Origin of the sequence: Nostoc sp. (assembly GCF_036919495.1) — a bacterium.
GTDB lineage: Bacteria > Cyanobacteriota > Cyanobacteriia > Cyanobacteriales > Nostocaceae > Nostoc.
In genome coordinates this window covers 1-16,364 of record NZ_JBALBZ010000176.1, presented here as the reverse complement: position 1 = coordinate 16,364, position 16,364 = coordinate 1, and the positions used below count along the sequence as shown (strand labels likewise).

The following is a 16,364-nucleotide window of genomic DNA, read 5'->3' as shown; positions in this document are numbered from 1 at the left end:
CACACTGAACCCTTCCCGAACTCAGAGGTGAAACGCTGCTGCGGCCACGATAGTTTAGGGGTAGCCCTACGCAAAAATAGCTCGATGCCAGGTTTAATTATACAAACTAAAACCCTCTAGCTCTCATAACAGCTAGGGGGTTTTAGTTTATGCTGAATTTAGTATTGGATAAATTGCTATGACTTATGACTCAAGAACTTTGGGATTTAAGAAAGTCTATTCTTGATGGACGTTATGACGACGCTTTGGTAATTGTTGATGAGCTAGAGTTGATGAGTCGAAAGAGTTATATCCGAAATATTAGGAGTTTCCTCATCAGACTCATGATTCATTTAATTAAAAATAAGGTTGAACAGAGATTAAATAATTCATGGGCAGCTTCTATTGAAGGTTCGATTTTAGAAATTCAAGATTTAAATTTACAGGATAATAAGACTTCTCATTATGTGAAGCAAGGTGACTGGGAAGATTTGCTGGATGCTGCTTTTTATGCAGCAATCAAGCCAGCATCGGCTGAAATTTTTGATGGTTTGTATACACCTAAGCAACTGGAAGCAGTGGTAGATAAATCACTGATTATGTCCGTAGCAAAAGATTTTTTAAATTTGACTTATACAAATTCTCAAAAGTCTTTACCTGGTGCTATTGATGAGATGCTGAGTAATTTACCCGGTGGTCAAGAGTGGGAAAAAGGTAAGTAAAAATGATTATATGAGGGATTTGTACTAAATTTATGACATTAGCTACTATCACTCAAGACATAGAAGACTATCAAGCAATTGTACCTATTCATCTTCAGCTTCATCTTGAACAATGTTTTGTGCAATCAACCAATCGCTGTCTGGACGACAAACCAACCGAGCATTACTGTATGCCCAGCCCAAAGGTAAAATTGTATGCCCAAGATAGCTACCTGATTGTGTTTTCTCAGTTACCAATGCAATATCAACTTGATTATCATCAACTAGGGCCAATGGAAGTAAGAGAGACATAATATTTCGTGTAGGGAAATACATTGGAATAGCAGTTTTATAATTCCATTTCACCCGTTTGATAGCTAATCTCAGTGCGTCATCCAATCTAGCTTTTATAAACCTATACACTCTCGCATCTTCTTCAATTGCTTGACCTAACCGTTCAAAGTAGAGAAACTTATTTTGGTATGACATTTCTTTTGTATCCTCCAAAACAAAACTCTGGGGAACAATCTCTTCAAGAAAATTCAAAGGTAAACGATATGTGTTCTCCACTATGATATGGCGGTAGTCTAACTTTGGTTCCTCAGCTGAAACGTTATACAGCATATCTGCTGTATTTTTGAAGTAGTTTGCTAGTTCTGGCAATTTACTAAATTGACGCACTAAAGTTTTTCCTGCCCAGTCTTCACCAGCAATGCAAAAGTCAGAAAATTCCCATTTTTGTCGCTTGTATTTACTCTTTTTAAATAGTGCATAGATAGCCTCATAGCGTCTATCAACTAAGCCAGTATTAAAAGTTGCAAATTCTTCTGTCTCAAGAACCTTACCTTTTTCTTGAGTAAGCCGATAGAAGGTATAGATAAGGTAATTGAATAGAATTGGATATTGGTCGATTTCATTCTCCGATTTCTTACCGTAGAACCACTGTTCATACAGAGCTAATTCCCTAAATCTATTTAGAGTTGTGGTCAAATCACCAAGCCATGCCCATTCAAAAAGTGCGTTCTTAGGGCTTCCTGAAATTTTTCGGGTGTTGGGCTTAACTCGTGGAACTGGTTTAGTTACTGTCCCATTCTGCTTAACTTGCGATGGTTCTTTAACTAACCTTCCAAGCGTGACAGGAATTTCAGAGGCCTCATCCTGTTTCAATTCTATTAGATCAGTATATTCACTCAAAAAGTGAGAAAGTTTTAAGTGCCCTGTTGATTTTAAGTCAAATCCCAAATTACGAAGGGCACCACCAAAGTCTGCTAGATAAAACCAGCTATCTTTAGTTACACACTTGCTAGCAGATTCAATAATGATATTGCGAATTTCGGGTTGACTCATATACTATTCCTGTGCACCACCAAATTAAAGCATTGTTGATGTTTATAGTATGCCCATGAGTCTGCACGCCCTAACACTTTAGGAACAGAATATGAATATTTGTAAATGACAAAGGCGAGATTCTACCTTTGAAAAATTAATGAGGTGGAATTCCACCTACTATATAAACAACATCAAAAACGATCGCTCGTCTAGCCAGGAAAACTAACAGAGCGATCGCTATCATCAGTTTTGAAGCCAAGCATAGAAGTCACTTCCCATACTATTTAGGTTAAAGGTTGATCGCCCTCTCCCTGTCCACCCGTCCCCGCCTCTGGTCGTGGTGCAGACATGATTTGCTTTTGCTGTTCTTGTAGCCAGGTTTCAAAGAGTTCATTCAGCAGTCGCACTTTCATAAATTCATCTAGTTGTGCGGGGATAAATTTTTCTAGCCGCAAAATCACAAACCAGTCAGCAATGCGGGTAGGGGGCAATATCTGACCTGGTTGACTGCTAGATAGCATTTGCACCATTACCGGATGTAGTGCATTCAGTTCAATCGGACCTACTAAGCCTCCAGTTTGGGCTTCTGGCCCGAGTGAATATTCACGCGCTAAGTCAGCAAAAGAGTTTTCTTTTGCCTGAATGCGGAAGTAAAGTTCTTGAGCAATTCCTACATCCTGGGTTCGCAGTAGAGAATAAATTACTTTGTCTAGTTTTGTCTTGGACTGAAAAAAGTAGGATTCCAGTTTATTACCCCAAGTAGCTTGCTTGAATTTTTCAATTTTAAGCTTACGAGTAATAATAACTTCTAGTTGTTCGGGAGTCAGCCCTTGATGTGCCATCCAAGCCTGGATGTCTTCTTCATTTTTGAACTGTTTTTCAGCGAAAAACTGCTGTTTAGCTTGGGCTACTTCTTCAGGTGTACACTCTATTACTACCTTGGCGAAGCGTGAGTTTTGCTCTATCGCCTCATCGAGGATTAATTCGCGCTGCAACTGTGGCAGCATTTGGTAACTTGTCAGTAAGGAAATCAGTTCACTAGCTGTGATTGTACGATTACCGATTTGGATCGCTTCAGTCATTAGCTTTCGGGCATCTTAAGAATATCTGGTCTGTCAAAGAAGCTAAACCGTAGTCCATTCACTGGCAGCTTTTGTCTTAATCTTACCGAGTTAAGGACACTAACCTCAGTTTCGTAATAATTAAATAGTGGCTTCAACATACTTTAAAATATACAGTTTATATGAGTTTTTATCAAAGATTCTACGTAAATACGACTAGATATGAAGAAAAGGACGAAGGTCAAATGACGACTAATGACACTTGTCGCCACTGCAACATAGAAGACGAAGTTATCAGACTGAGCTAGGGTGCTTTGAGACAAAGCTCTCTTAACAAAGGTAGTTTTTAGTTAACCAATCTGAGTTCGGGATAAGAAATCCTCAAAACCCTTGATTTCTCATTGTTCGGTCTGAAGCTCTGTTTTAATCTATTCTCAATAAGGCATATTGTTGATATTAGTCCATTTGTAAGCCTTGTTGACAAAATGATTCCACTTTAATCGCTTCTTCTATCACTTAGAGTTTTGTTCAATCCTTACAGGATAAGCTTTTTAGCTTCTGGCTTAACCCGAACTCAGTTAACTAGAAATACTCACTCCATAGCGAGTCTCATTTAAATCTGATTTTTCCCCTTATCTTTTTGGAAGAGTGATGTCTACGACGGGCTGCGCTTACGCTCACTATACCAAAGTCCTATTATGTATCCCGCAACCAAAAATTCTAAGGTTTACAACGACTCTAAATAGTTCAGAAGATCCGCCATTTCTTGGGGACTAGGTTGGAATTTGGGCATTGGCGGGGTTTCGCCACTGATCACCTGGCGAATCAGTCCATATCGAGACTTGTGCTTTGAGACAGCTTGCAAACTGGGCCCTACTCGCCCGTCTGCTTCCAAGCCATGACAACCAGCACAGTTAATTTGAAAGATCGCGTGTCCTTGAACTGGGTTTCCTGTCAAGGATAAAACACTCTTAACGTATGGATCGGAGGCTTGAACCAACTGAACACCAAAAAAGCCTAAAGGGACTGCTAGCAGTATAGCCAGCGTCAATAAAACGATCCGCTGAATCAAAATTTCAGGTTTGGTAATCTGGTTATCCAAAAGGTTTGCTGTGAAAATCTAGGTGTGCTAAAAAGTTTTCATTTCCTACACATAGCTTAAAAGTTCTTGATTGTGTCTGCAAGCACAGAAGACTATTTTCTTGTGGGCAGTCGCCCTCCAAAAAGGCTGTAGGGCGCAGGATTCATACGAAATTTGGTAAAATCAAAAACAGGCAACGAATATTTAATAATTTCAAAGAGGAGATTTACAGTGGTTGAACCCCTATTATCAGGTATTGTCCTTGGTTTAGTTTTTGTCACCCTCGCCGGACTGTTTTACGCTGCCTATAAGCAATATAAGCGCCCCAATCAGTTGGGGGGATAAGCAGTGCTGAGTTTTGTTAGCGGATAGCTATGGTTTAGCCTGTGCTGAGTTTTGAGTGGGAATATGAGGGGGATGAGGGAGACAAAATAAAATTTTCTTTGCTCCTTTGTCTGCCCCCTCTTTTCTCATTGCACAATTCTATAGAAAGTAAGTGATGTGTTGCCGTAAACTTTCTCGCGGCAAATTTCCCAATGGGGAATCTCTGGCGGTGTCCAACCTTGTGAGGCGTGTTCAACTGCGATTTCACCGCTAGGATCTAAAAGTTGATAGTGAGCGATCGCTTCTAATACTGGCTGGTACAATCCACTAGCATAAGGTGGATCAAAATAAATTCTATCGAATTTCTTGCCTGATAAAGTCTTTAACTGTTGGACAATATCTCCCCGCAATACCCGAAGTTCTTGCTCGGCATTCGCTACCTGCTGCCAATTTTGTTGGATGGTGGCACAGGCTCGGCTCGATTGTTCAATTCCCACTACTAGGCTGGCTGCTCTACACAAAGCCTCTGCGCCCATTGAACCAGTACCAGCGCACAAATCTAGCCAGCGACAACCTGCAATTTCTCCCTGCCAAATATTAAACACTGCTTCTCTTACGCGCGCACTAGTGGGTCTAGTTTCTTTTCCTGGTAAAGTTTTTAGCTGGCGATTTCCGTAAATTCTCAGGCTCATTGGTTATTAGTCATTGGTCATTAGTCATTGGTCATTAGTCATAAGTTTTAGACAAAGGACAAACAACAAATAACAAAAATAGTATTAGGCAGGAATTTTTTCGCGGACTTGAGCAACAAAATTAGATAGGATTTGCAATCCGATATTAGAGGATTTTTCGGGGTGAAATTGGACTGCCATCAGGTTTTCGTGGGCGATCGCAGCTGTGACGGTTTGAGTACCGTGAGTGACGGTTGCTGCACGAATTAGCGGGTCTATTGGGTCAACATAGTAGGAATGGACAAAATACACCCAAGGATCGGACGGTAAATGCTCCCACAAAATACTTTTTGCTTGAGTCACTTCCAGCTGATTCCAACCCATGTGAGGAATAGTGATATCAGGTTCTGAGCGAAACCGCCGCACTTTTCCTTTAATAATTCCTAGTCCTGGTTGATTACCTTCTGCACTTGATTCAAAGAGAATTTGCAATCCTAAACAAATTCCTAAGAAAGGTTTACCAGATGCGATCGCTTCTTTAATAGGTTGTTCCAAACCACGCGATCGCAGGTGTTGGACTGCTGGATCAAATGCTCCCACCCCTGGCAGAACTATTGCATCTGCCTGCTCTAATTCCTTTGGAGAATAAGTAACATTAGGAGTTGCTCCAGCTTTTTCCAAGCCTTTGCAGACTGAGTGCAAATTTCCCATCTCGTAATCTACGACCGCAATTACTGGCATTCACCTGCTCCTTGTAAATTTATTATGGAGGGTTTTTCTATTCTAAATAATATTTGTTATGAAGAAAAGAATTCTATTAACTTCTTTTGACATTTGCCTAAAATATCAACAGTCGAATTCTTCTGATGATTTATTACTTGAAGTTACCAAACTTGATCTGATACCAGATGATTTAATTTTTTTACGCCAGTTACCTGTAGATGTGCAACTTGCCACTACTCAGGTAATGGAAAAAATCAATGCAGTTCAACTTGATTACATGGTCTGTTGTGGCATGGCTGCATGGCGTACATAATTAAGTGTGGAAGCAGTTGCTAAGTAACTAGGCAAGAATAAATCAAATTAGATTAAGTAATGTAAAAAGCCTTGAAATTATTTTGTAGTCAGGGTTTTAGCCCTCATTTGAGGACTTTAGTCCTGACTAGAAACTTTTAATTATTTACACCGCTTTACTTAGCTGTAAAAAAATTGTTTTGCAAACAGCAGTTGATTTAGAAGAATTAGTGACGGGAGCAGTAGGGATTGAGATTAGTCACGACTGCGGGAAATTTATCTGTGTTCGCGTAGTGTCTCGCAAAGAGTACTTAAGCTAAAAGCAACTCATGGTAGGTTGTATTTTTGCCCGTGTTCCAGTTCTCACTCAAGAAAATTTGATGGGGATTCTTGCAGATTCCGTATTAATTATTAACAAACTGGCACTTTCAGCAAGTTGTTAATGTCTGTATGGTGAAAGAAATAGCTAAGTATATGTTGCCATTGTTACTAGTTTTTCAGATTGCCCAATTAACTCCTGCCACGCCACCACCTGAAGAAGTCGTACAACCACAAGAAGTGCGTCCTTTACCAGGCCAATTAGATACAGTGCCAACGTTTAACAGCAATAGTCCAGAATTGGTTTTGAAAGAAGGAATTTTACTCTCCACTTTTCCACCAAATGGTAAAAAAGTGCCAGTAGCGCATCTAAATTTTCCCTTTCGAGGACGATTTGATATTTTTGCCCATCATATTACTAGAGCTGAACCAGCAGAGAATTTGCGTAGGGGTAGCCCGTCGGAGAGATCGCTCTATCTAGGGATAATTTTGCACAACCCTGGTTCGGAAGTAGTGAAGGTGAATATTTGGCAGGCGGCGAGTTATTTGAGTCAACCGGATGCACCATTTATTGAGCTACCATCCTTTAGCCAAAATCTTTTGGGTACAATTTTTGCCGGGCCGGGCGATCGCGTCATGTCTGATGTTTTAAGGGGATGGCGACAAGAGATTTTTCCTGCCCAAATTGAGATTCCATCAGGGCAAAGTCGGATGTTACTAAATTTACCAATTCCTGTGCAGGGATTGACACCACCTCTCAATGGTCGGTCTACATTGATCCGATTGCAAAGTAATGGCACTGTCTATGCAGCTAGCCTAGCCATGTTTGCACGGGTGAATCCCGACAGCAGTGAGCGATCGCCTACTTTAGAAGAGTGGCAAAATTTACTAGATAATGGTGATTTGGCTGGGCCACGCGATAAAGCGCCCACTCCCTTAGAGGAAACTGGCAAGCCGATAATTTACGGGCGTGTTGCTGGAGTGGCTAGTGGTTCACGATGGAGAGCCTTATTAGTAGATAATCCTAAGGCCAGGTATTTGACTATTCCCCACCCTGGTGAAATGTTTTCCTATGCTCTGAGTAGCCTGCATGGCGGTACATTAGGAACTGGTCAAATTCAAAGTGCTACTATGCTGGTACGCTATCCTGACACCGCATATCGCGCTCATGGGAACTATGGGATTCAATATAATCTCAAGTTGCCGCTATACAACAATACTCAAAGTCCTCAAACTGTTAGTGTGTCGATACAAACACCACTCAAGGAGGAGCAATTGGGAAAACCAGGTTTACGCTTTCTTAGTACACCAGCCCGTCAAGTATTCTTCCGAGGGACAGTTCGGGTACGTTACAAAGATGAGCAAAATCAGCCGCAGACTCAGTTTGTGCATTTAGTGCAAAAGAGAGGTCAAGCAGGGGAACCCTTAGTTTTATTAAAGATGAAAGCAGGCGATCGCTCTTTAGTAGAAGTTGACTTTCTCTATCCGCCGGATGCTACACCTCCGCAAGTTTTAACAGTTTCAACTCAAGCTGAACCTCGGTAATGAGTCATGGGTAATGGGTAATAGCTTTTCTTCAATTACCTATTACTAAAAAATATTAGTTAGATGATTCTCAAAGCTCTACTGTTTACCAACTTGGCGCGACTCAAAGGCACATGTGTTATAAAGCACCCATTTAGGTAACGCCTTACAATAATTTATTGATAGCGTTTAATAACCTGTGGTCATAGATAATTTGTTCGGGGCGATCGCTTACCTAACAGGGCAGTAAATGCGATCCGTGAATTAACTTCTTCATATTGATAAAACTTTTCACCCCAAATTTCTGTATTTAGGCGGAATAAATATTCAGCCTCATGCGTTGCAATAGAAATAGTAGACTATAGCAGGCAATAAAGGGACGGCATGGCAAGCCATCAAAAAATCAATCAAGAAACTGAGTTAAATTCGTTTCAGAACCTTATTGGAATCCTGATTTTACTGGTAGAGGATGAGCCAGATATTGCAGATTTGCTCACCTTCATTTTGGAAGCAGATGGTGCAGAGGTAATCGCTTTAAATGATGCAGAAGCAGCCCTTGCCTTGGTAGAATCGCTTCATCCCGATATTCTGCTGTGCAATGTGAAATTGCCCGATCATGATGGAAATTGGTTAATTAAGCAAATTCGAGTGCATTCTTGCCTCTCCTTAAGACAGTTACCTGCGATCGCTATCACTTCTTATACACGGGAAGTCTCAAGTTATAAGGCTTTGAATGCTGGCTTTAATCGATTTTTAGTCAAGCTTGAAAGTCCAGATGAAATTGTAGGTGAGATTATTCACCTGCTATCTACCGAAATTTAAGTATAAATATTTAGTGTTTGTGTCGCCTTTGTTACTTATGTTTTTATAAGTGCGGGGAGGTACAGCTAGCTGTACGCTCCAACAAATGACTCTAACTTGGAAACTAAACCCTAAGTGGCTAGGGTGAGGTATTGGATATATTTGTTAACTTTATTGAAAACCCTTTGCTGGTTTTTTTTGTCCTTTACCCTTGGGCTTGGATTTGTTAACTTCTCCTAAAGCTTCTTGAAATAAATTGTGTAAATGTATAGGAACACTAGCAATTTCTGGTAACTCTGGCTCAATAGGTTTATTGAATTCTTGTAAAAGTGCGTCCAAGTCGCTTTCAAGACGAAACTCTGGACGTTGCAAAACTGTTTGCAACACATTTTCTAATTTACTTGGATACTGTTGCGCTAATCGATGCCAAATAAAAGCATTAATACTTTTATCTTCAAGGTAGTAACGAACAAGTTTTTCCGCCCCTTGAACACTTTGCCAGTCCTCTGCCGATAAAATTGCTTGTACCTTACTATATGTCGGTAAAAACATTTGTCCCCAACGGGGATGAGAAAGAGCAGTTACTTGTTCTGCTTTCTTGAGTTCCGCAGGTAAATCAACCTTTGGCATTACCATTTTACTATTACTGCTTTTGCTGTTAAACATCTGAGAGACTACGTTGGAATCAGCACCAAATTCTTCTGCTGCTGCTTTTATTTCATCGTCTCCAATGCCAGCTGCTTCTGCTACTTCAGCCAAGGATTTAGAAGTATCAATTCCTGCTTCTGCAAAGCGTTTTTCAGTGATTAATTCTTGGAATTCAGCTATTTTTTTATTAAGCTGGTATCCAGGTAGTGTAATTTCAGCAGTGCCAAAAAAGTCCACAAACTGCTGATGATATTGTCCTACTGACTGCCAAGCTTCTTCTAGCAAGTCTGGAGCATCGCTGTAAAGATTACTTTTATAGTTTTCTTTGAAATTACCAATTGCTACAGCAAGTTTTGGTTTACCTAATTTACCCATTATTGTGTAGGGGCCTGAAAACATCCAGTAGCTATCGGTAACAGGAGAAATGCGAGTTAGTAAAATTTCTCCTGCTTTCAACCGAGATATTGCCTGTAATGTTTGAGTATTATTTGGCTTGACAATGTAGTGCTTGTCTGTCAACCAGTTCGTTAATTCAAAGCCATCAGGTAGAATATTCGTTATGGCAAATAAGCCAATAAAACTATGATGCCAACTGTTGATCAGGTTGCGATCGCTTTCTTCTAAGTCTGGATTGCTTTCGATAAATAACTCTAATGGAGACTTATCACCGACTTTCCCGGCTGTCAGAAAGCTATCGATAGTTAAATCCTGCTGTGTACTATCCCCACTTCCACGGCGCAACTGTGCGGCTGCATAAGTTTCTAGTGCTTGTGCCAGTTCGCCTTCAGCATCAAGGACAAAATCAACTAAGGCTTGTTTTAATTGGTGCGATCGTTCTAATATGACATCCACAAGTTAATCTCTCGGTGTAACAGATGTAGATTATAGCTCTTGAGAGAATTACAGCATCTAGCTATTGCTAGATTTATGCTGATTTAGCCGTAAAGCTTCTTTTAAACTAGATACAAGGCATTACAGATGGTTGCAACTCCAAATTCTAGCTATATTTCTCCAGAAGACTATCTTAAAGCAGAAGAAACCAGTCCTATCAAGCATGAATATAGACAGGGACAGATTTATGCAATGGCAGGGGCAAGTAACGCCCATGTAATTATTTCTCTTAATATTGCTTCAATGCTGAGAAATCATTTGCGCGGGAGTGGATGTCAGACTTATATCTCAGATACCAAAGCACATATTGAGTCAATTAATATCTATTACTACCCGGATGTTATGGTAAGTTGTGACCAACGAGATAGAGCTTTTAACAACTTTCTGCGTTACCCGTCGTTAATTGTAGAAGTGTTATCTCCGACAACAGAAGCCTTTGACCGAGGTGATAAATTTGCTGACTACCGACAGATGGAGTCACTTCAGGAATATATACTTGTGAGTCAAACTCGGTTAAATGTTGAGTGTTTTCGCCGAAATTCAGAGAGACAATGGGTACTTTATCCCTATGGACAACAAGATATCATTCATTTGGCAAGTATAGATTTTCGGTGTGCTGTTGCAGATTTATATGAGGACGTTACTTTTGAATTCCCTAATTGACTGACTACTAGATTGAAAGGTATAAACCAGAATATTGAGGATTTAAAAATGTGTTTTTAGAGAGCAAAATAAAAAGGCAAAAGAAGATTTTCTTTTGCCTTTATTAATTTTTACCTTTTAATAGAGACGGGAAATTTCAAGTCTCTATTCATCGTCGAAATCATCGTCGTCTTCTTCTTCTTCCTCGTAATCGTCGTCGTCTGCGACTTCATCGGCGATTAATTCATCTTCGTCATCTAGAACTGACCTTTCTGCACGTCTGCTACCAAAACCAGATTCCCCAAGAGTAGGAGAATCTAAATTATAGGTGCGAGCTGTGCGGTCATCTAAGACCATATCCAGGGGATCATCAACTTCATCCAAGACACTACTGGTAATTTCAGCAGCATAATCATCGATCGCACCAGGTTCTTCATAGGTATTGTAGCCAGTACCAGCCGGAATCAATCGCCCGATAATCACGTTTTCCTTCAAGCCGCGCAGCCAGTCGGATTTGCCTTCAATAGCTGCTTCGGTAAGTACCCGTGTTGTCTCTTGGAAAGACGCGGCGGAAATAAAGCTGTCGGTATTCAACGATGCTTTGGTGATACCTAACAATACTGGGGTATATTGTGCCCTAGCACCGCCTGTAATTGCCATAGCTTCGTTCACCTGCTCAACTTGGCGCAGTTCCACCAATTCCCCAGGAAGCATAGTGGTGTCACCACCATCATCAATCCTGACTTTGTTGGTCATCTGGCGAACAATGACTTCAATGTGTTTATCGGAAATATCAATCCCTTGAGATTGATAAACCATTTGCACTTCATTCACCAAGAATGACTGTACCTTCTGCAAAGCATGGCTAGCACAAGCATAGATTCCATCTTCAGAACCCAGACTAAAGAAGATTTCCAAAATTTCGTGGGGATTGGATGGGCCATCGCTTAATGGCTGTCCCGCTAACACAGTCGATCCATCTGGCACAATCAAATTTTGTCCTGGGCCTAGAGGATAATCTGTTATCACGCCATTTGATTCTACGACCTTGATAGCGATCGCTTCATCACCACTTTCAGCGTAAACTACCTTAATTTCACCACCCCGGCGACATAAAATGCACGCTTCTTTCGGTTTACGAGCTTCAAGTAGTTCTTCAATCCGGGGCAAACCTTGAATAATATCTCCGGTTTTGGCGCGTTCAAACACCAGCAACACCAAGTTATCACCCCGTTGTACCAAATCGCCGTCTTCTATCTGCAACACAGCACCAGGACTGACTCGATAAGGGCGACCGATACGGGTAGTTACAACGTAATTTTTATTACTCAGGGCTGATTCTTCACCAGATGCAGCAGTGGCACTTCTCTTGGAAAGTTGCTCCTCTTGGGGAGACCCCAAGACCGCACTTTCCGCTTTGATATCCACTACTTGTCCTGATTCTGGGGCAAAAACTCCAGGAGCAACTTCTGTACCTTCTACTAGCAAGTCACCCACTTTTACTTTTGGCTGAGTACTAGTATTAATGGTAAGTCTGTCAGCATCGCGCAACACTAAACAACGACGCACGTTTTCGGTTCCTTTGCGGACGCCCCGCACTTCCCCGCCTTCTTTACACAAGATTTGGGTACGTGCGACCACAGAACCTGGAGCGATGGTAAGCCCATCTTGCACCTCAAGTGTGGTTTGGGTGCTACCTTGGGTGGCATCGGCGGTAATGTCTCGACGAATTACCAAGGATTCCAAAATTACCAGTTGTAAACGTTGAACTTCTGGGTCTTCAGTATCCTCTACTAATTCAATATCTGCTGCAAGAGGTGAAGCATTATGGTCTTGTTCCCCTTCTTGCTCAATTTCCAGCACTAGCTGAGTTCGCAGCAGTTCTACGCCTTCAACAGATTTGACGCGTTCTGAATCTTTGTAAGGTAGTCGCTGCACAGCCCGCAACTGAATTGATCGCCCGGTTTGTTGACTCACAGATGTAGTTGATGGCACATCTGGATTATCAGGTACGGCAAACTCAACTACTGGACGACTTAACAGGGCAGGCCCTTCTGGTGTCTCCACATACTGGATATAACGCAATTCCGTGGCGACATTGCCTTGGAATTCCTCACCTGGTTGGATGAAGGTGTTATCTCGCCCGATAACTGATTCGGGATCGTCCACCATCAGCAGTTCCCCAGGTTTAACCACAACTTCCCGCAGGATGTCGTTTTTCTGGGTGACTTCTATCACACCACTGTTTTGGCAGAAGATATCTTTTACTACCTCGGTGCCAGCTTCTACAAACTGACCGTCTTCTACTAACAGCAAAGAGATATCTTTATTAACTTCGTGGCTTTCTTCAGGAATCCACAAAAGAGTACCGCCCTGCACGACTTCATAACCCAGCTTGGCTTTACCTTTTTTCTGGACTTCTACACCCGCGAATTTCAGGAAACCACCAGTGGTTGTCCGATAGCGATCATCAATTAACTCAGCTACTACTTGACCATTTTGCACTTTTGTGCCTGGTGTAGCCCGGAGGTTAAATACTTGGTTGTTACCAGTGGAGACTAAGTAATTATTCCGCCCTTGGGAACTTTGGACTGTCACCGTTGCTTGGTCTAGTACCACAGAAGCAGTGATAATTTCAATTTCCCTGGTACTCTTACCTGGGGTAGCTTCCGGCAAGCGCACCACACCGCCGTGCAAACTGGCTAACTTGGTTTCTGCTAAAACTCCGTTAGAAGCGATCGCATCACCATTTTTCACAATCAATTCTGCACCAGGGGGCAAGTTATAAACTTCCCCAGACAAAATCCAAATCAAGCCACCTCGTGCGGCTGTGGTTGTGGTATTACCTTGACGGTCAGTTTTTTGTTCTGGAACAACTTCGGCAAATTGCACTTCCCCTGCTAAGTCAGAGGCTACATCTTTAACTGCTTTTTCTGTATTAGTCCGAGTTGTGCGTCCACCAAGGGCAACCTCTGCCAACAACTGACCTTGCTTTACCTTATTTCCATCAAATACATATAGTGTTGAACCTTGGGTAAGATGAACCTCTTGGTTCTCTGGGGTAACATCACCTACTTTTGTTGGCTCCAAAAGCATGATGCCATTAGCTTCAACATAGAGGGCATCTTCCCCGTGGCGGGTACGATATGTTCTAGTCTTCAGTTTGCGGGGAAGCTTGACAGTTCCATCGATTTTAGAACGAACTTGTTGTGCCACTTCTCCAGTAAACACCCCACCAGTGTGGAATGTCCGCATGGTTAGCTGCGTACCAGGTTCGCCGATACTTTGGGCGGCAATAATCCCCACAGCTTCGCCCAAGTCCACCATCTTGGCGTGGGCTAAACTCCAGCCGTAGCAGTGTTGACAGACAGAACGTGCCGCTTCACAAGTTAGGGGACTCCGCAGCACAACTTCTGCCACCCCAGATTTGTCGATTTTTTTCGCCAAGTCCTCAGAAACTGGGGTATTGCGTGGTGCAATTACTTCTTTTGTCACCGGATGCAGCACATCTTCGCCAATTACCCGTCCCATCAAGCGGTTTCCTAGAGGGATCAAGGTTTTAGCACCTTCTGTCATTGGTCGAATGGGAATTCCTCTTGTGGTACCACAGTCAAATTCCCGAATAATTACATCCTGAGACACGTCCACCAAACGCCGGGTGAGATAACCAGAGTCAGCCGTCCGCAAGGCAGTATCCACCAATCCTTTTCTGGCGCCGTAAGACGAAATAATGTATTCCGTTACAGTGAGTCCTTCACGGAAATTGGTTTTGATGGGCAAATCGATAATTTCCCCTTGAGGATCTGCCATTAGTCCCCGCATCCCCACCAATTGGCGGACTTGAGAGATGTTACCCCGTGCCCCGGAGAATGCCATCATGTATACGGAGTTCAGGGGATTAGTCTTCTTGAAGTGAACGACGACTTCATCTTTCAAGGCTTCACTAGTACCATTCCAAGTATCGATTACCTTTTGAAACCGTTCTACTTCAGTGATTTCTCCCCGTTGATAACGGGTTTCAGTAGCGCGAATTTCTTCCTCAGCTGCTTCTAAGAGCAATCGCTTAGTTGGTGGTATCATCAAGTCATCTACACTGATGGACACCCCTGCCTTGGTAGCGTAGCGAAATCCCAAATCTTTCAATTTGTCCGCCATCACTGCGGTTCGCGCCGTACCATAATGCGTAAACGCCCAAGAAATTAAATTTCTCAGCTGACCCTTATCAACCACCCGATTGCGAAAAATCATTTTTTCGTTAGTCATTAGTCATTAGTCCTGAGTCATCAATAATTAATAATTCGTAATTCGTAATACTCACCTCCGGCGAGAAGCAAGCTACGTAATTCGTAATTAATTCTTCAATTACAAATTACGATTTAGAAATTACGAATTAACTTGCTAGTGCTTCCTGAATGGCATTGTTGTAAATAACGCGGCCAGGAGTTGTGTATATATACTGCGAAAGTACATTGCCTTTAGCGTCTTGTCTGACTCGACGGAACTTATAGAGTAATGTGCGGGTACCATCCTCGTTTTCCGTCACTTTCACGGGTTCTGTATCCGGTTGGTCTGATTCTATTTCACCGTCAAACCGCACATAGATATAGGCGTGCAAGTCAATTTGATCTTGCTGGAAAGCCATAATTACATCCTCTAGCGAAGAAAAGTAATTTCCTGCCCCTTTTGTCGCACCAGGATTTTCTGCTGTTAAATAATAGGCTCCCAGCACCATATCTTGGCTAGGCGTGATGATCGGTCTACCGGTGGCTGGTGACAAAATATTGTTAGAAGCCAACATCAACAACCGCGCTTCAGCCTGACTTTCTAACGACAGAGGGACGTGTACCGCCATTTGGTCGCCGTCAAAGTCGGCGTTAAACGCTGGACACACCAGAGGATGCAGTTGAATCGCTCTACCTTCTACTAAAATTGGTTCAAAAGACTGAATACCCAAACGGTGCAACGTTGGTGCCCGGTTTAGCATTACAGGGTGTCCTTCAATTACCTCTTCCAGCACATCCCAAACACTGGGATCATTGCGGGATATCAGCTTTTTCGCAGCTTTGATGTTATTTACCATGCCGCTACGAATCAGGCGGTTAATCACAAATGGTTGAAATAGCTCAATTGCCATTTCTCTAGGTAAACCGCACTGGTGAATTTTTAGCTTTGGCCCAACCACAATTACAGAACGTCCAGAGTAGTCAACCCGTTTACCTAACAAGTTTTGTCGGAAACGTCCTTGCTTACCCTCAATAATGTCGGACAAAGATTTTAGGGGTCGGTTATTTGCCCCTACCACAGTGCGTCCCCGACGACCATTGTCAATCAAAGCATCCACTGCTTCTTGCAGCATCCGCTTTTCGTTCCGCACAATAAT

General features: G+C 42.2%; 12 protein-coding genes, 1 rRNA gene and 2 pseudogenes. 7 read left to right on the top strand and 8 right to left on the bottom strand.

Translation table 11 applies throughout. The annotated features are described in order from the left end of the window. Positions 1-93, top strand: a 5S ribosomal RNA gene (gene rrf / locus V7K25_RS31710); the annotation flags it as partial. A gap of 92 nt (positions 94-185) precedes the next feature. Next, positions 186-701: a DUF29 family protein gene (locus V7K25_RS25660; RefSeq protein WP_335161847.1), complete on the top strand. Its 516-nt coding sequence runs from the start codon at positions 186-188 to the stop codon at positions 699-701. An 84-nt stretch (positions 702-785) separates the two neighbouring features. Here the strand turns inward: V7K25_RS25660 and V7K25_RS25655 are convergent, their stop codons facing one another. From V7K25_RS25655 to V7K25_RS25645, 3 genes are all read right to left on the bottom strand, one after another. Next, complete coding sequence (locus V7K25_RS25655; RefSeq protein WP_335161845.1) at positions 786-2,027, bottom strand: DUF3825 domain-containing protein; 1,242 nt, start codon at positions 2,025-2,027, stop codon at positions 786-788. A 266-nt stretch (positions 2,028-2,293) separates the two neighbouring features. Further along, positions 2,294-3,091, bottom strand: a complete 798-nt coding sequence (locus V7K25_RS25650) for a peptidylprolyl isomerase (protein ID WP_335161843.1) — start codon at positions 3,089-3,091, stop codon at positions 2,294-2,296. Between the two features lie 706 nt (positions 3,092-3,797). Continuing rightward, positions 3,798-4,172 carry a c-type cytochrome gene (locus V7K25_RS25645; protein WP_100899502.1) on the bottom strand — a complete coding sequence of 125 codons (375 nt, stop codon included), beginning with the start codon at positions 4,170-4,172 and terminating at the stop codon, positions 3,798-3,800. Positions 4,173-4,382: 210 nt separating this feature from the next. Between V7K25_RS25645 and petG the strand changes: the two genes are divergently transcribed. Beyond that, positions 4,383-4,496: a cytochrome b6-f complex subunit V gene (gene petG / locus V7K25_RS25640; protein WP_063721252.1), complete on the top strand. Its 114-nt coding sequence runs from the start codon at positions 4,383-4,385 to the stop codon at positions 4,494-4,496. A 125-nt stretch (positions 4,497-4,621) separates the two neighbouring features. On the opposite strand, the gene rsmD is transcribed toward petG, so the two are convergent. Continuing rightward, a complete protein-coding gene (gene rsmD, locus V7K25_RS25635; RefSeq protein ID WP_335161841.1) occupies positions 4,622-5,167 on the bottom strand; it encodes a 16S rRNA (guanine(966)-N(2))-methyltransferase RsmD in 546 nt (181 codons plus the stop codon). An 84-nt stretch (positions 5,168-5,251) separates the two neighbouring features. Beyond that, a complete protein-coding gene (hisH, locus tag V7K25_RS25630; protein ID WP_335161839.1) occupies positions 5,252-5,887 on the bottom strand; it encodes an imidazole glycerol phosphate synthase subunit HisH in 636 nt (211 codons plus the stop codon). 58 nt (positions 5,888-5,945) lie between these two features. Between hisH and V7K25_RS25625 the strand changes: the two are divergent. From V7K25_RS25625 to V7K25_RS25615, 3 genes and pseudogenes are all read left to right on the top strand, one after another. Next, a pseudogene (locus tag V7K25_RS25625) lies at positions 5,946-6,179 on the top strand (peptidase C15); the annotation flags it as partial. 455 nt (positions 6,180-6,634) lie between these two features. Continuing rightward, positions 6,635-8,023 carry a DUF3370 domain-containing protein gene (locus V7K25_RS25620; protein ID WP_335161849.1) on the top strand — a complete coding sequence of 463 codons (1,389 nt, stop codon included), beginning with the start codon at positions 6,635-6,637 and terminating at the stop codon, positions 8,021-8,023. 363 nt (positions 8,024-8,386) lie between these two features. Next, a complete protein-coding gene (locus V7K25_RS25615) occupies positions 8,387-8,824 on the top strand; it encodes a response regulator (RefSeq protein ID WP_335161837.1) in 438 nt (145 codons plus the stop codon). Between the two features lie 150 nt (positions 8,825-8,974). On the opposite strand, the gene V7K25_RS25610 is transcribed toward V7K25_RS25615, so the two are convergent. Continuing rightward, positions 8,975-10,303: a hypothetical protein gene (locus V7K25_RS25610; protein ID WP_335161835.1), complete on the bottom strand. Its 1,329-nt coding sequence runs from the start codon at positions 10,301-10,303 to the stop codon at positions 8,975-8,977. A gap of 126 nt (positions 10,304-10,429) precedes the next feature. Here V7K25_RS25610 and V7K25_RS25605 point away from each other — a divergent pair, with 126 nt between their 5' ends. Further along, positions 10,430-11,005, top strand: a complete 576-nt coding sequence (locus V7K25_RS25605; protein WP_335161833.1) for a Uma2 family endonuclease — start codon at positions 10,430-10,432, stop codon at positions 11,003-11,005. 144 nt (positions 11,006-11,149) lie between these two features. On the opposite strand, the gene V7K25_RS25600 is transcribed toward V7K25_RS25605, so the two are convergent. Beyond that, the gene (locus V7K25_RS25600) at positions 11,150-15,247 is read right to left on the bottom strand and encodes a DNA-directed RNA polymerase subunit beta'' (RefSeq protein WP_335161831.1); all 4,098 of its coding nucleotides are present in this window, start codon (positions 15,245-15,247) and stop codon (positions 11,150-11,152) included. A gap of 127 nt (positions 15,248-15,374) precedes the next feature. Continuing rightward, positions 15,375-16,364 (bottom strand): annotated as a pseudogene (gene rpoC1 / locus V7K25_RS25595) (DNA-directed RNA polymerase subunit gamma); the annotation flags it as partial.

Excerpts from the sequence above, each read along its gene's own strand:
- V7K25_RS25605 (WP_335161833.1), top strand. The coding sequence starts at position 10,430 with ATGGTTGCAACTCCAAATTCTAGCTATATTTCTCCAGAAGACTATCTT.
- hisH (WP_335161839.1), bottom strand. The coding sequence starts at position 5,887 with ATGCCAGTAATTGCGGTCGTAGATTACGAGATGGGAAATTTGCACTCA.
- V7K25_RS25655 (WP_335161845.1), bottom strand. The coding sequence starts at position 2,027 with ATGAGTCAACCCGAAATTCGCAATATCATTATTGAATCTGCTAGCAAG.
- V7K25_RS25600 (WP_335161831.1), bottom strand. The coding sequence starts at position 15,247 with ATGACTAACGAAAAAATGATTTTTCGCAATCGGGTGGTTGATAAGGGT.
- rsmD (WP_335161841.1), bottom strand. The coding sequence starts at position 5,167 with ATGAGCCTGAGAATTTACGGAAATCGCCAGCTAAAAACTTTACCAGGA.
- V7K25_RS25650 (WP_335161843.1), bottom strand. The coding sequence starts at position 3,091 with ATGACTGAAGCGATCCAAATCGGTAATCGTACAATCACAGCTAGTGAA.
- V7K25_RS25620 (WP_335161849.1), top strand. The coding sequence starts at position 6,635 with ATGTTGCCATTGTTACTAGTTTTTCAGATTGCCCAATTAACTCCTGCC.
- V7K25_RS25660 (WP_335161847.1), top strand. The coding sequence starts at position 186 with ATGACTCAAGAACTTTGGGATTTAAGAAAGTCTATTCTTGATGGACGT.
- V7K25_RS25615 (WP_335161837.1), top strand. The coding sequence starts at position 8,387 with ATGGCAAGCCATCAAAAAATCAATCAAGAAACTGAGTTAAATTCGTTT.